This window comes from Hymenobacter yonginensis (assembly GCF_027625995.1).
Classification (GTDB): Bacteria; Bacteroidota; Bacteroidia; order Cytophagales; family Hymenobacteraceae; genus Hymenobacter; species Hymenobacter yonginensis.
The window spans coordinates 1,504,271-1,519,497 of sequence record NZ_CP115396.1; the positions used below are offsets into that span (position 1 = coordinate 1,504,271).

Here is a 15,227-nt window from a genome sequence, read left to right on the forward strand (position 1 = left end):
ACCCTCTTTACTTTATTACCTGTGGCCTGTGACCTGTCACCTGTCACCTCATCACCATTCACCTCATCACCTGAAAAAACACTTACCGCGCCAGCGTGACGGGGCCTTTGAACTTGCGGCCGTCGGTGAATTCGATGAGGTAGAAGTAGGTGCCGGGCGCCAGCTGGCTGCCGTCCCAGCGAAAGTTGCGGTCGGTGCTGCGGTAGACTAGGTTGCCCCAGCGCGAGAAAATCTTGATATCGGCGAAGCGGGAGTCGCAGAAGTCGGGCGGCAGGTTTTCCAGCTGGAAGTACTCGTTGAGGCGGTTGGGATCGTTATTGGGCGTGAAGATGTTGGGCGGCGTGAAGGCCACGGTGTCGGGATTGATCAGCTCGAAGCGCACCACGCGGGAGCGGGGCTCGGGGCGGCAGGTTGTTTCCTGCAGCCGGAATGTCACTTCCAGCGCCCCGTCGGGCAGCTTGAGGCCGGTGCAGTTGGGGTCCCAGCGGAAGGTGGCGGTGGCACGGCCGTTGCCGTTCTGCGGCCGGAAGCTCATGCCCGCCGCCGCCAGGTCGAACCCGTTGCCGGTAGCCGACAGCACCAGCGGATCGGTATCGGCGTCGGTGCCGGTGAAGGTGGCCTCATAGGCATTCCCGATCAGGCGCCGCACCCGTACCGGCGCATCAATCGGGCCGGTAGTGCTGGGCGCGGGCAAACTGGAAACCAGCACCGGCGGCGTGTTGGAGTAGTCGATCTGAATGGGAATGCGCAGGCCGACGGCCGTGGGCTCGGAGCAGGGGCCGGCGCTGGCCGTAAAGTCGAACTCGTAGGAAGTGCGGGCCGCGGCCCGGCAGTCGACGCGCCACGTGAAGCGGCCCTGCAGCTGGTTGCCGCTGGCCTGCTGCACGAAGGTGATGCCCAGGTCGGCGGGCGAGAAGCCACGGCCGGCCATGCTCAGCGTCATCGGGTCGTTATCGGCATCGAGGCCCGTTACGTCGAAGGTTATCAGGTCGCCGATGCGGGCGCGCAGGGGCAGCGCCGCTGTGCTGCTGATGGTGGGCGGGCTGTTGGGGTCCGGCACGGCCGTGAAGGCCAGCCGCACGGTGTCGCGCTTGGGCAGGCTGCAGCCGTTGTCGGCCACAATCAAATCCAGCAGATATACCCGGCCGCGCGTGTTGAAGCAGGCCGGAAAGCACAGCTGCGACACCAGCGTGTCGGGCGCGCCGGGGCTGCGCACCGTGCCCTGGGTGGTGCTGATGGTGGGCAGCTGACCGGCCGTGAAGTTCACGGGCCGCAGCGACATGGTAAGGCGCGAGGGCGAATCGGGGTCGGAAACCTTAAGTGTAAGGCAGCGGCTGAACCCCGGGCGCAGGCGCAGCGTGTCGCGGCCGGGCCGGAAGGTGCCCGCGCCGCTGGGCAGCGTCACGCGCATGGTGGGCGCGGCATTCTGGGCGCACCGGATGACTTTGAGCTGGAAGTCGCGCCGCGCTTCGCCAATCTTCATACCCCGCCGGTATTCTGCGCAGCGGATGCCGAACACAAACAGGCCCTCATCGGTGGGGCGCACCTGCAGGCGGCCGGTCTGGCGGTTGATGGTCAGGGTAGGAGCGCCGGGAATCTGGTTGAGCGTGCTCAGGCCGGCACTCCAGCGCACCGGCTGGTAGGGCTGCGGGTCGGCTACGGGCGGCTTGGGCAGGCCGGGGGTGGAGTGCCCGTTGAGCGGCGTGGCCAGCTCATACACCAGCGAGTCGCCATCGGCATCCTGCCCCCCGAAGTCGTAGTAAAACAGTTCCCCCAGGCAAGCATAGTCGCCGAGGGGCGGGAAGATGCGGGGCGTGGAGTCGCGGAAGGGCTGACCGTTACGCACCACCGGCGGAAACTCCAGGTAGAAGGTCTGGCCGGCGTCGGCTGGGTCCTGGATGTTGCGGATGCCGCTGTTGCGGCAGCAGCGCTCCACGGCCGCGTAGTAGCCGGCCGGGTTGGTGTACACGTTGGCCGGCAGCTCCAGCCGGCCCGAGTACACAAGTTTGCGCGTCACGAGCGAAGTGGGCAGCGCGCAGGCCGGGCTGGTGTAGTTTACCAGCGTGTTGGCGCCCAGCGGCAGCGTCAGGTTCTGCATGCGGCGGTCGGTGCCCTTCTCAAAAATACTAACCGTCAGGTCGTTGTCAAGAGCGCCGGAGCTGCCGTTGATGGCGTCAAAGTACAGGTTGAGCGTGAGCTGGTAGGTGGCATTCTGCAGGTATTGCAGGTCCATTTCGCCGCCCACAATGTGCGTGGCCCGGACTGGCAGCACCAGCAGCAGCAGAAGGGCCAGCAGCAGCCCCCGGAACGGGCCGGCCGTGCGGCGCCGGGTAAGTAGAAGTGTAGGCATAATACAAGGGCGATGGATAGCGCGACTAGTCATCGAATATACGATACCCTGCCGGAACCTGAGTTCCGCTGGTGGCCGTTGTCTGCAACAGGCTCTGTATCTTGGGTGCCATATTCTTCACTTGCCACTCTTTCACTCATTTAGCCTTTCATGCTGCGATTTTACTCTTTCCTGACGGGGCTGCTCCTGCTGGCTCCGGGCCTGCGGGCGCAGGCCCAATCCCCGGAAGCCACCCGGCTGGCCCCCGACGATGCCGCCCTGCTGTGCAGCCAGGCCCACACCCGCACGGCCTTGCGCGGCCCCGCCACCACCGTAACGCACCGCCGCAAGATGGACCGCTACGATGTGAAGTATTACAAGCTCGACATTGCGCTGGAAAACAACTCGCGCAACGTAGGCGGCAACGTGCGCATGCTGGCCCGTACCCTCGCCCAGCCCCTCGACTCGGTGGCGTTTGAGTTGTATCCGACCTTCACCATCGACTCGGTGGTGGTGAATGGGCGCCGGGCCAGCGGCATCCGCCGGGCCGCCTCCGACGTGACCGTGGCCCTGCCGCAGGTGGTGCCTGGCAATACGCTCTTCAATACGCTGGTATACTACCGCGGCACGGCGCCCAACGGCAACAGCGCCGCCATCGGCAACGCCCTGAACACGCAGCTGCAAAGCACTTACGGCGTCAACGTGACCTGGAGCCTCTCGGAGCCGTTTTCGGCCCACGAGTGGTGGCCCTGCAAGCAGGTCCTGACCGACAAGGCTGACTCGCTGGATGTATGGGTGACCACCAGCAACATCAACAAAGTGGGCTCCAACGGCGTGCTGGAGCGCGTAACGGCGCTGCCCACCGGCAAGAGTCGCTACGAGTGGAAGCACCGCTCTAAGCCCATTGCCTACTACCTCGTGTCGGTAGCCGTGGCGCCCTATCTGGAGTACGTGAACTACGCCAACCCCGTAGGCGGTCCGCGCATTCCTATCGTCAACTACGTCTACAACCAAGCGGCCCTCAATGTCTTCCGCGCCGAAATAGACCGTACGCCGGGCTTCGTCGAAAACTTCTCCAGTCTGGTAGGCCTCTATCCGTTTGCCAGCGAGAAGTACGGCCACAGCATGGCACCCATCGGCGGCGGTATGGAGCACCAGACCATGACCACCCAGGACGGCTTCAGCTTCACCCTGACGGCCCACGAGCTGTTCCACCAGTGGTTCGGCGACAACGTAACCTGCGCCTCGTGGGAGGATATCTGGCTGAACGAGGGCTTTGCGTCCTACGGCGAGTACCTATCGCTGCAGCGGTTTTCCACCGAAGCCAATGCCCGCAGCTGGATGAACAGCGCGCAGGCTACGGCCCGGCAGCAGCCTGGCGGCAGCATCAAAGTAGCCGATACCACCAACGTAGGCCGCATTTTCAGCTCGCGCCTGAGCTACAAGAAGGGCGGCGCCGTGATTCATATGTTGCGCTATCTGCTCAACGATGATGTGAAGTTTTTCCGGGCCCTGCGCACCTACCAGAGCACCTACAGCGGCAGTACGGCCCGCACCATCGATTTGCAGCGCATCTTTGAGGCCGAAGCCGGCCGGCCGCTGCAGTATTTCTTCGACCAGTGGTATGCCGGCCAGGGCTACCCTAGCTTCAATGTGCGCTGGAACCAAGTGGGCCAAAGCCTCTACCTGAGCACCACCGAAAACGTTTCGATGGCCTCGGCAACGCCGTTTTTCGATACCGAGGTGAATTACACCATTCGATTCTCCGATGGCACCGAGCAGGTGTCCCGCTTGCGCCAGGGGCAGCCTGTATCGTCGTTTTCCGTGCCGGTCAGCAAGGTGGTGTCCTCTGTAGATGTTGACGTGGAAGGCTGGCTGCTGAAAGGCCAGGGCACCACCGTGCGCGACAATACGCTGGTGCTGGCTACGGCCGCCGCCCGCGCCGCCCGCCTGAGTGTGTACCCCAACCCCTGCCGCGAAACGTTGCGCCTGCCCGACCTGACGACCCGCGCCACCGCCGAAGTGACGGATGCTACCGGCCGCGTGCTCCTGCGCCAGACCGTAGACCCGCAGCACGCTCAGCTGGATACCCGCACGCTGGCAGCCGGGCTCTATCATCTGCGCCTCACCTCAAGCGCCGGCAACGTATCCGTGGCCCGCTTCGTGCGCGAGTAGCAGCAGCTGGTTGCTGAAACAAAAAAGCGGCTCACTTGATCAGGTGAGCCGCTTTTTTGTGTGAATAGCGTCGGAAAAGCAATTTTAGTCCTTCCAGTAGTCTTTTACCAAGGCCTGCACCTCGGGCGGCGCGGGCGGCATGTCCAGCACGGCCGCCATCAGCTCATCAAAGCTGTGGGCCGGCGTGAAAATGGTGTCCTGATAGGGGTTGCTGACGAAGCGGATAAACCCTGGCTGGTCGTTTACGCGCACCAGATCCACCGTGACGTTACCGTAGCGCTGGTTGCAGCGGCCGGTGGCGGTGCAGTCGTTGGGCAGCGGCTTCAGGAAGTACTTTTCCACGGTTTCCGAGTACCGCTCGTGGTGCAGTGTGCGCTGGTCGGCGGCCGAGATGTTGTAGCCCAGCGCCTGCACCCGGTCGCGCAGCAGGTCGAAGAAGTGGCGGAAGTTGCCGGGGCCCATGCTGGGGTCGTACAGGAGCACTGCTCCCTGCCGACCGGCTTCTTCCAGCAGCTGCACCCGAAACTGCTGCCCCGTGATGCCGGCCTTGCTGAAGTGGTAGGCTTTGAAATACGGACCCGCCCAGTTCAAATACACCTGCTGTTCCAGCCAGCGGGCACGGGTGCGCTCCTGCGCCGGCGTGCGGTGCAAGGGTTGCCAATCCGTGGTTTTGGGGGCGGCATCCGGCGAAAACAACTGTTTGAGAAAGTCGAGCAAAACGGTAGAGGTGTATGAGGGAAGAACACCCGCCGCCGCAAATGGTTTTAAAGGGCGAGGTGCTTTAGCGGTCAATGAAAAGCGAATTTCAGTCCAAAAAATAAAGGGCAAACCCCGCCAGGAGCCCACCCTTCAGACTGCCGGTCCGCGCTGCCGCTACTTCACCCGCTGCCAGTAATGGGCCTTGCCAATCAGCGAAAACCCGATGTAGCCCTTCACCTCCAGCCGGTCTTTGCCGGCCGCGGCCACGTAGCAGGAGTAGGTGCGGCCGTTGTCGGGGTCGTAGATTTCGCCATCCTCCCACCGGTCGGTTTCGGCGTTGTAGCGCAGGTTCTGCAGCACCGTCAGGTTCAGCAGGGGCTGGGTGCGCCGTTCGGGAGTAGGGTGGTGCTCATCTAAGCGGGGCTTGCCGTTGGCATCGGTGGGGGTGCGCAACCATACAATACGGCCGCACAACTGCTCGCCACAGCGGTACAGCTCAATATGCGAATCGCCGGTATCGTCGGCCCACACGCCCAGCGGGGGCGTTTGCGCCGCGGCCGGCAGCTGTGCCAGCAGGCCTATCAGTAAACTCAGCAGCAGGTATTTCAAGCGCGAAAGAACCGTTAAGGAAACAGGATACTTTGCCCGCTGCCGGAGTTGGGCAGCAGGCGCAGACCACAAAAAAACGACGCCTCCGCAGTGCGGAAGCGTCGTCAAGTATACGCAATCAATGGCAGACAGGCCTATTTCACGCGGGTCCAGGTCTGCGACTTGCCAATCATGGAGAAGCCGATGTAGCCTTTCACTTCCATGGAATTGGCGTTGAGCATCTTCATGTAGCAGGAGTACGTTTTGCCGCTTTCGGGGTCGTAGATTTTGCCATCGTCCCACTTGTTGTCGTCATCATACTCAAAGCCCTGCATAAACACCATGCCCAAGCGTGGGCGGGTGCGCAGCTTGGGGTTGGGATTCTGCGAGTCGGTTTTGGGCTTGCCGGTGGCGGGGTCGTTTGGTACGGTCAGCGTCACGATCTTGCCGCAGAGCTTATCACCGCACTTATAGATTTCGAACGTGGCTTTCTTCTCCGAATTGGTCCATGTGCCCAGCGGAGACAGGGTTTGCGCCGAAGCCAGGCCGATGGCCCCGAACAGGAAGGCGAGAGAAAGGAACAGGAATTTTTTCATGGTGTAAAATGAGGAATTGGGGTAAGGGTGGGAAAAGATAGGAGAAAACTCCTACATGGCAGCATCCGGCCATTACGAAAATGTTGATCTGGTGGATGGCAAGTTTGAGGCCAGGCTTTTAGCGGATAGGCTATGCAAAAGAAAGCGGCTGATCATCAGGGCGCTGGCCCCGAAACCCCGGTGGGGCCCTAAAAAAAGGGGTTTTTATTTTGAACCATCCGGCAGGCTTATAACTTTACCTATCGTAGTGAGTGCTACAGCCCCGCCCAAGCAGCCCTAAGGTGCTGGGAGGCGCGGCCGGGGTTATGTCGAACGTAAAGAAAGGAGGTACAAAATGTCTAGTAGTCCCAAACAAATCCTGCCAAGCCTGTCGAATGTAGTTCGCCTCACCGCCGAACGCGCTTAACAACAGCTTTCGCGCGGAAAAACGCCCCATTTGGCTTTTTCCCGCATTCTGGCAAGGTCTTACACAACAGATGGCGGGGCTGTACCCCAGACTCGTCGCTTGGTAAGATTTGAAGGATTAGATGCCCGGTCCGCCCAGCAGCCTCTCAATTGAGGACTGCATAGGCGGCCGGGCATCGTTTTTTTACGGAGTAGCTGAGTAGCGGAGCAACTGAGTATCTATGTTCGATACAACAGAACGATTACTCACTGCTGTTTCGCAGTATGATGGTTTCAGTGGCGCAGGGACGCGAACTGCAAAGTTCGCGCTACTACCGTTGCCTAACAGCAGTTACTCAGTTACTCCACTACTCAGTTGCTCTACAGCACCCGTCGCACCTGCATGAAGCGCCGCTCATAGTCGGTGCCTTCCACCTGGCTGATTTTGACGCCTGACTCGCGGCGTGCCGACGAGGAGTGAATGAACTTCAGCGGCTGGCCCGGCTCCGAAACCACAATCCCGGCGTGCCCGGGCGTGGCAGCACCAGGCGCCGTACCCGTAAACACCACAATGTCGCCGCGGCGGGCCTGCTCCCGGGTCACGGGCCTGCCTACCGCAATCAGCAGGGCCGTGGAGTGCGGCATGGCCACCCGAAACTCCTGAAACACATACTGCACGAAGCCTGAGCAGTCGAAGCCGGTGGCGGGGGTGCTGCCGGCGTAGCAGTAGTTGGTGCCCAGCTGGCGCATGGCAAAGGCCACGACGCTGTCGGGCGTGGGGCGGGTGCCGGTGACCAGCGCCACTTGGTGCGTCGGCAGGTTCGATTGTTGGCTGGGGCCGGGAGCTGAGGCCGGGCGCGAAGTTCCGGCAAAGTAACCAACCAACAGGGCTGCCAGCACAAGAAAGCAAATCCAGACGTAGCGCATACCAAATAGCAGGGGTGAAGGCTTCGCTAACGGTGGAGCCAGGCCGGTAGTTTCCGCGGCGGCACCCTGCGGCTTGCAGCCCTGCCCGTTTTTCGCCGTTCTTTGCCCCAACGATAACCTCTCACTCACTTCCTTTTCATGACCCATTCTCGTACCCGAGTGCTGCTGGCGCTGGTGCTGGGGCTGCTGCTGAGCCAGTTTGGCCCGGCTATGGCGGCTCCCGTGCTGCGCTACACGCTGGCCATGCCGGCGCCCCAAACCCATTATTTCGAGGTCGAAACCAGCCTCAGCGGCTTCGGCAAGCCCTATACCGACCTGAAAATGCCGGTGTGGGCACCCGGCTCGTATCTGGTGCGCGAGTTTGCCCGCCATGTGGAAGGCTTCACGGCCCAGGCCGGCAGCGAAACGCTGCGCACCGAGAAAATCACAAAAAACACCTGGCGCGTATTTCACCCCAAGGCCAGCAGCTTCACGGTGCGCTATAAGGTGTACGCCTACGAGCTGAGCGTGCGCACCAGCTTCCTCGACGCGGCCCACGGCTACGTGAACGGCACCAGCGTGTTTATGTACCCCGCCGAGGCCAAGCAGCTGCCCAGCACGCTGGAAGTGAAGCCCGCCACCGGCTGGGCCCAGGTTTCGACCAGCCTCAAGCCGGCCGGCGCCCCCAACACCTTCCGCTCGGAGAGCTACGACGAGCTAGCCGATTCGCCTATTGAAATCGGCAACCAGAAGGTGCTGAGCTTCGAGGCCAACGGCACGCCGCACACGGTGGCCCTGTTCGGCGCCGCGAAAATGGACGAAGCCAAGCTGCTGGCCGACATGAAAAAGGTGTGCGAGGAAGCGCACCGCGTGGTGGGCAAAAACCCGCTGGACCGTTACGTATTCATCGTGCACAACATCGACCGGGGCACGGGCGGCCTGGAGCACCTGTATTCCACCACGCTGTCGGTGTCGCGCAACGCCTATGCTTCCGATGCCGGCTACAAGGGCTTCCTGGGGCTGGTGGCGCACGAGTACTTTCACCTCTGGAACGTGAAGCGCATCCGCCCCGTGGCCCTCGGCCCGTTTGACTACGACAACGAAAACTACACGCACATGCTGTGGGTGAGCGAAGGCGGCACCAGCTACTTCGGCGACCTGATTGTGCAGCGCGCCGGCTTTGTGAGCGTGGATGACTACCTGGCCAGCACCAGCAACGGCATCACCCGCGTGGAAAACACGCCCGGCAACAAGCAGCAGTCGGCCGCCGAAAGCAGCTTCGACGCCTGGATCAAGGGCTACCGGCCCAACGAAAATTCCAGCAACACCGGCATCAGCTATTACGACAAGGGCGAGCTGATCGGGGCCGTGCTGGATCTGATGATCATCAACGAAACCAAGGGCCAGAAGCACCTCGACGACGTGATGCGCTACCTCTACGATGAATATTACGTGCAGAAGAAGCGCGGCTTCACCGACGAGGAATACCAGGCCGCCGTGGCCAAAGTAGCCGGCCGCCGCTTCGACGACTTCTTCCGCCGCTACGTGTACGGCACCGAAACGCTGCCCTACGCCACCGCCCTTGGCTATGCTGGCCTGAAGCTGACCGTGTCCCCGGCTCCGGCCGAACCAGCGCTGGGTGCTACCATCAGCGGCGCCAACGGCAAATACACCGTGACCAGCACCACCCGCGACGGTAGCGCCTGGCAGGGTGGCCTGAACGTGAATGACGAAATCCTGGCCCTCGATGGCGCCCGCCTCACCGCCGACCCCACCCAGCAGCTCAGCAGCCGCGCCGTGGGCTCGGAAGTGAAGATGCTGGTGTCGCGCGACGGGCAGCTGCAGGAGCTGCGCTTCCCGCTGCTGGCCAGCACCACGCAGCGCTACCGCATCGAGCGGATGGAAAACCCCACCGCCGAGCAGAAAACCGTACTGGCTAAGTGGCTGGCGGTGAAATAAGCGCCAGCCAGCCATCAACTAAAAAAGCCTCTTCCGGAATTCCGGAAGAGGCTTTTTTAATGCCCAGGCAAGATTACTCTACAGCGGCTGTGCCCCAATGGCGGTAGCCACGTTCACGCGGCCCCAGCCGAAGCTGCTGCTGCGGGCGCTGCGGTTGGAGCTGGCTGCCACCAGCCGGCTCATGATCTGGGCGCGGGTTTCGGTGGGGTAGCGGGCCCACACCAGGGCCGTGAGGCCGGCCATGCTGCTAGTAGCCACGCTGGAGCCGCCTACGGTGCTGGGCGCATCGCCGGACATGGCCAGCGTGAGCGGCCGCCGGTCGACGCTGGTGCGCTGCATCACTACCGTAAACTCCACGTCGGAGCCCACGTGGCACTCGTCGCAGCGGGTGGTGAGGTTGTCTTTTACGCCCGTTACGGCCACGGCTTCGGGCAGCGAGGCCGGGTAAATGACGCCTACCAGCCCCGCGCTCCAGTCGAAGGACGTGCCGGCGGCGCAGAAGATCAGCTTGCCACGGTCGTAGGCGTAGCGGATGGCGTCGGCCATCTGCGAGGAGCTGGTCAGGCGGCCCATGCTCATGCTGATGATGCGCACGTCGGCGCGGTTGCCGGCCAGAATAAAGGCGTCAGAAACACCTTTCACTTCGCGGCTGGCGTCCAGGAACACGTCTTCGGCGGCGCGGACCGTAATCAGGCTGGCGTTGTAGGCCATGCCCACGGCGGCGCCGTCGGTGCCGCGGGGGGCGGCGCAGGCGCCGGCCATGCTGGTGCCGTGGCCGCAGCCGTCGTTGGGCGTTTCGGCGTCGCCGTACGGGATGCCGAAAATGGTGTTGCGGGGCATGGTCACGAGGCGCTCAATGGTGCGGCCTGAGCTGAGGCCCTGGTTGAAGGCTGAGCCAAGGTTTTCCTGCGCATCCGAGCAGCCCGAGTCGATGATGACCACCTTCACGCCCCGGCCGGTGCTCTGGTTCCAGGCCGTGCGCACGCCGTGGTACTGGTCGGCCTGGTTCCACGACGACTTGCTGCCGTTGCTGAGCACCGTGTAGTCGGAGCCGGCTACGAGGCCGGCGGTGGCCGTGTTGCTGCCGCAGCCGCTGCTGCTCAGTACCGACTCGCCCCGGTTGGCCTCGGGGCGGTTGGGCTCGTAGCCCATGGGCTCGGCGTAGCGCACCAGCCCGGATGCCCGCAATGCTTTGATGGTGCTCAGCTCCCGCACGGTCACGTCCAGCACGGGCAATATGCTTTCATCGTAGGCCACCAGGTCGGCGGCTGTTAGGCCGGGGTGGGTTTTCTGCTCTTCGGCCAGAATGAGGGCCAGCACCTGGGCGCGGGCCTGCTGCCAGGCCGGGTTGCCGGCCGCATCGGCGGGCAGCTGACCGGAGAAGCGCGCCGGCCGGTAGCCCACCGACAGCACATAGTCGGAGCGGCGCAGGGCGCTCCACACAGTGTGGGCGCTGGCCTGGTTCCAGTCGAACTTGCCGGTTTCGCGCAGCCGCGCCATGATCTGGTCGTCGAGCTGCTGGGTGGTGAGGGCCTCGGTGGGCTCGGCTTCCAGCTGGGGAGTGGGTTGTTCGTCGGGCTGGCGCTGGCAGGCCGCCAGCAGCAAAGCCGCCAGCACCGCGCCGGACAGGGTAGAAGTACGCATACGCTTGTGGGAGTTTGGGTTGTGGAAAAAGAGCGAGTCCTGAAGAGAAGGAAAATCTGCGCAAAATGCAAGTATTCGGCTTGCCTAATTTTCGGGAGAACCTACGCTAGATAGCCGAAACGCAAAAGCGCCTCACTGACTGGCAGTGAGGCGCTTTTTACAGGGAGAGCAGCCGCAATTGGGAAGCGTTATTGAATCCGCTTCAGGGCCACGTCGCGCACCGGCGTGATGACGAGCGGCACCTTTTCCACTTTCACCGAGCTGGTATCGAGGCCGAAGTATTTGTCTTCGGAGGCAATGAACTGCTTAATGTAGAAGTACGCCTGCATCACCAGCTTCTCGGCCCACGGAAACTCGTTTTCCACCGACAGGAACTTCTCCAGCACCACAAAGCGGAAGTCGCCGGTCACGTGCTGCTTGCTCAAAGACTCGTAGCGGGAGGTGATATCCACCTCTTTGTTGCGCACCAAGTCTTCCACCACCTTGCGGAAGTACAGGTTGATGCGCTGCTCCACCCGGAAACCCAGCCGGAACGTGATGCGGAACACGTCGTCCTGGGCCAGCTCCGTTACCTTATACTCCATGGTATACGGCTCGTCGGTGGTGTCTACGTGCACAAACCAGTAGATATCGGCGCGCTTGGGGCGCTTCTGAAAGATGGAGTAGATGATCTTGCTTTCAATTTCCGACTGCCGCTCGGCCGACGACATGAACACGAGGTGCGTGGCGTATTTCGAGACGGTTTCGTCGTTGCTGAGCTCCTTGAGGGCCTCCACGTACGGCTCAATCTTCACAAACTCTGTGAGGCGGCGCTTGATGTAGAACGCCCGCAGCCACACGTACATCACGCCCATCAGCGTGGCGCCAATGGCCAGCGACACCCAGCCGCCGTGCGGGAACTTGATGAGGTTGGCAATCAAGAAGGAGCCTTCGATGGCGCCGTACACCAGCACAAACAGCGCAATGGCCGGCAGCGGCACCCGCTTAGTGCGCAGCCAGATGGTGAGCAGAATGGTGGTCATGAGCATGGTCAGCGTGATGGCCAAACCGTAAGCCGCTTCCATGTTTTCCGACTTCTGGAAGTAGAGCACCACGGCAATGCAGCCCAGCAATAGCAGCCGGTTCATGCTGGGCACGTAGAGCTGGCCTTTCACGTCGGTGGGGTAGTTGAGCTTCACTTTGGGCCACATGTTGAGACGGATAGCCTCGGCTACGAGCGTAAACGAACCCGTAATCAGGGCCTGCGAGGCAATGATGGCCGCAATGGTGGCAATGCCGATGCCGATGAGCAGGAACCACTCCGGCATCAGCTCATAGAACGGGTTGCGCTTGTTGAGCATCTCGCCCTGGTGCGCCAGCAGCCAGCCGCCCTGGCCCATGTAGTTGAGTACCAAGCAAGTCTTGACGAACACCCAGCTGATGCGGATGTTGCCCTTGCCGCAGTGGCCCAGGTCGGAGTAGAGCGCCTCGGCCCCGGTGGTGCACAGGAACACAGCGCCCAGCAGCCAGAAACCGCCCGGGTAGTTCACCAGCAGGTCGTAGGCGTAGTAGGGGTTGAGGGCTTTCAGAATTTCCGGATGATCCAGAATGCCGTTTACGCCCAAGGCAGCCAGCATCGAGAACCAGACGAACATGATGGGCCCAAATGCCTTGCCTACAATCTGAGTACCAAAGCTCTGGAGCAGAAACAGCCCCGCAATAATACCGATGACAATGGGCACGGTGGGAATATTCGGGTACACCGTTTCCAACCCTTCAATGGCCGAGGAAACTGAAATGGGCGGCGTAATCACTCCGTCGGCCAGCAGGGCCGAGCCCCCGATGATAGCCACAGCCGAAAGCCAAGCCCCGCGACGCCGCACCAGCGCATACAGCGAGAAGATGCCGCCCTCGCCGTTGTTGTCGGCGTTGAGGGTGAGCATCACATACTTGATGGTGGTCTGCAGCGTCAGGGTCCAGAATACGCAGGAGATGCCGCCGTAAACCAGCATGGGCGTAATCTGCTCCGGAACAATGGCCTTCATTACGTAGAGCGGCGATGTACCGATGTCGCCGTAGATGATGCCGAGGGCAATGAGCAGACCTGCCGTAGAAATGGCCGTGTGCGAATGTTTGGCGTCCATGTGTGGAATAAGAGAAGGAAATGGTGCCGTAAAAAGCGCCCAAAGGTAGGGGAAGGCGCGCAAACGAGCCCTTACGCAATACGCGGAAAGAAAGCCGGAGTAAAAGAGAAAATCAGCGGCGGCTATTCCGGGGCCGGCAGCTCAGGGGGCAGCATAGCGGCCTGGGCGGCCCACAGCGCCTCGGCAGCCGCGCGGGCCGCTTCATCGTGGCGGCGCTGAATGCGGCGGTTGGCTTCGGCTACCAGCTTCTGCCAGCCAGGCAGCTCGCCGGGCAGGGCAAAGTTGGCGGTTTCGCGGCCCAGGCGGTGCAGGCGCAGGCGGTTGGTGCCGCGCTGGCCCCAGGCCAGCAGCACGGCGCCCACGGTGAGGCCCAGCGCGGCCGGCATGGTGCGCACCCAGTTTTGCAGCAGCCCCAGCAGGAAGCCGGCCAGCGTGAAGCCGCCCAGCAGAAACCACAGCAGCCACCGCACGTGGTGCACCTCCACGGCTTCCAGCTCCAGCAACGCATAGCGCTGCCCGTTCACCTGTAGCGAGTCGTCGGTGAGCACCAGGCGGCCATCGTCGCTGCGGAGGGTAGGCAGGGGCGGGGGCGCCGGCAGGGGTAGTGCCGGCGAGTAAGCCGGCTGCTGCGGCGCGGCGGGGTCGGGAGAAAGTTCTTCGGCAGGGAAGGCAGACACGGCAGGGCTATAACAGGTTCGCCCGGCTACCCCGGAGCCGTCCGCCCCAATAGGGCGGCACCGATTCCACAGTAGCCGGGCGAAGGACTGGTTACACTAGTTGTTGACTTTCAGCAGCTCAACGTCGAAGATGAGCGTCGAGTCGGGGCCGATGTCGCGGCCGGCGCCACGCTTGCCGTAGGCCATATCCGATGGGATGTAGAGGCGCCACTTCGAGCCTTCGGGCATCAGCTGCAGAGCTTCTGTCCAGCCCGCAATTACTTGGTTTACGCCAAACGTGGCCGGCTGGCCGCGCTGGTAGGAGCTGTCGAATACGTTGCCGTTGAGCAGCGTGCCGTGGTAGTGGGTGGTTACCTGCGAGGTAGGGCCGGGCTTGCGGCCGCTGCCTTCGGTCAGGACTTCGTATTGCAGGCCACTGGGCAGCGTCGTGATGCCGGGCTTGCTCTTGTTTTCGGCCAGGAATGCCTCGCCTTCTGCTTTGTTGTTGTTCATGGCTGCGTCGTTAGTGGTGTCGTCGTCTTCTTCGGGGCCACCCATCTGCTGCTGCAGTTGCATCATGGCTTCCTGTACCTGCTCCTGGCTGAGGCGGCTGGGCTCGCCGCTCAGGGCCTCCTTCATGCTGCCGGCCAGAATGTCGATATCCAGGTCCAGGCCCTGCTGGGAGAAATTGCGGGCCATGTCGCGCCCGATGATGTAGCTGATCTGCTCTTTGAGGCTACTCAGGTTCATAAATCAGTGGTTTTGGCTGTTTCCGGCCCGCCGTGGCGCTGCGCCACCCGGCCGGAGTGGTAGCCGATGAAAGATACCCGGGGCCCACCACGGGCTTCCGGACTGTGAAGTACCGAAAACAGCTGAGAATAGATGTGGTTTTTTGCCGCTAATCTGCTAAGCCCCTGATTCTGAATCGGGCTTTGTTTACGGGCCCAAACCAAACGAACCCTGCTGGGGGGCAGGGTTCGGGCAAAACGGCGGAAAAGGCAGCTGCCTAGAAGTGCAGCTCCTCCTCGTCGCGGAGGTCAAAAAACAGGTTCAGATCCAGAACCTGCGCGGCCAGATAGCTCAGCGAGCCAAGGCTTCCGAGTACCAGCAGCGAAGAAAGGGCGGCGTTGCGCTTGTTCATAACAAAGAGGGTATGTAGATGCAGATC

General features: G+C 62.3%; 12 protein-coding genes. 2 read left to right on the top strand and 10 right to left on the bottom strand.

What is annotated here, in order from left to right:
* Positions 1 to 82: 82 nt before the first annotated feature.
* Positions 83 to 2,350 (bottom strand): T9SS type B sorting domain-containing protein, encoded by a 2,268-nt coding sequence (locus tag O9Z63_RS06505; protein WP_270128503.1) that lies wholly within the window; start codon positions 2,348 to 2,350, stop codon positions 83 to 85.
* A gap of 150 nt (positions 2,351 to 2,500) precedes the next feature.
* Between O9Z63_RS06505 and O9Z63_RS06510 the strand changes: the two genes are divergently transcribed.
* Positions 2,501 to 4,504 (top strand): M1 family aminopeptidase, encoded by a 2,004-nt coding sequence (locus tag O9Z63_RS06510; RefSeq protein WP_270128504.1) that lies wholly within the window; start codon positions 2,501 to 2,503, stop codon positions 4,502 to 4,504.
* An 84-nt stretch (positions 4,505 to 4,588) separates the two neighbouring features.
* On the opposite strand, the gene O9Z63_RS06515 is transcribed toward O9Z63_RS06510, so the two are convergent.
* From O9Z63_RS06515 to O9Z63_RS06530, 4 genes are all read right to left on the bottom strand, one after another.
* Positions 4,589 to 5,221, bottom strand: coding sequence for a hypothetical protein (locus O9Z63_RS06515; RefSeq protein WP_270128505.1), 633 nt, complete (start codon positions 5,219 to 5,221; stop codon positions 4,589 to 4,591).
* A gap of 156 nt (positions 5,222 to 5,377) precedes the next feature.
* Positions 5,378 to 5,812 carry a DUF2147 domain-containing protein gene (locus O9Z63_RS06520; protein ID WP_270128506.1) on the bottom strand — a complete coding sequence of 145 codons (435 nt, stop codon included), beginning with the start codon at positions 5,810 to 5,812 and terminating at the stop codon, positions 5,378 to 5,380.
* Positions 5,813 to 5,946: 134 nt separating this feature from the next.
* Positions 5,947 to 6,387 carry a DUF2147 domain-containing protein gene (locus O9Z63_RS06525; protein ID WP_270128507.1) on the bottom strand — a complete coding sequence of 147 codons (441 nt, stop codon included), beginning with the start codon at positions 6,385 to 6,387 and terminating at the stop codon, positions 5,947 to 5,949.
* Positions 6,388 to 7,152: 765 nt separating this feature from the next.
* Complete coding sequence (locus O9Z63_RS06530) at positions 7,153 to 7,698, bottom strand: C40 family peptidase (RefSeq protein ID WP_270128508.1); 546 nt, start codon at positions 7,696 to 7,698, stop codon at positions 7,153 to 7,155.
* A 138-nt stretch (positions 7,699 to 7,836) separates the two neighbouring features.
* Here O9Z63_RS06530 and O9Z63_RS06535 point away from each other — a divergent pair, with 138 nt between their 5' ends.
* A complete protein-coding gene (locus O9Z63_RS06535) occupies positions 7,837 to 9,636 on the top strand; it encodes a M61 family metallopeptidase (protein ID WP_270128509.1) in 1,800 nt (599 codons plus the stop codon).
* 78 nt (positions 9,637 to 9,714) lie between these two features.
* Here O9Z63_RS06535 and O9Z63_RS06540 read toward each other — a convergent pair whose 3' ends face one another.
* The 5 genes from O9Z63_RS06540 to O9Z63_RS06560 all read right to left on the bottom strand — a co-directional run bounded on the left by O9Z63_RS06540 (position 9,715) and on the right by O9Z63_RS06560 (position 15,200).
* Positions 9,715 to 11,280, bottom strand: a complete 1,566-nt coding sequence (locus O9Z63_RS06540) for a S8 family peptidase (protein ID WP_270128510.1) — start codon at positions 11,278 to 11,280, stop codon at positions 9,715 to 9,717.
* Between the two features lie 188 nt (positions 11,281 to 11,468).
* The gene (locus O9Z63_RS06545; protein ID WP_270128511.1) at positions 11,469 to 13,403 is read right to left on the bottom strand and encodes a KUP/HAK/KT family potassium transporter; all 1,935 of its coding nucleotides are present in this window, start codon (positions 13,401 to 13,403) and stop codon (positions 11,469 to 11,471) included.
* Between the two features lie 122 nt (positions 13,404 to 13,525).
* Positions 13,526 to 14,080 carry a hypothetical protein gene (locus O9Z63_RS06550; RefSeq protein WP_270128512.1) on the bottom strand — a complete coding sequence of 185 codons (555 nt, stop codon included), beginning with the start codon at positions 14,078 to 14,080 and terminating at the stop codon, positions 13,526 to 13,528.
* A gap of 96 nt (positions 14,081 to 14,176) precedes the next feature.
* On the bottom strand, positions 14,177 to 14,809 hold the full coding sequence (locus tag O9Z63_RS06555; RefSeq protein ID WP_270128513.1) for an FKBP-type peptidyl-prolyl cis-trans isomerase: 633 nt from the start codon (positions 14,807 to 14,809) through the stop codon (positions 14,177 to 14,179).
* A gap of 256 nt (positions 14,810 to 15,065) precedes the next feature.
* Positions 15,066 to 15,200: a hypothetical protein gene (locus O9Z63_RS06560; protein WP_270128514.1), complete on the bottom strand. Its 135-nt coding sequence runs from the start codon at positions 15,198 to 15,200 to the stop codon at positions 15,066 to 15,068.
* Positions 15,201 to 15,227 lie beyond the last annotated feature (27 nt).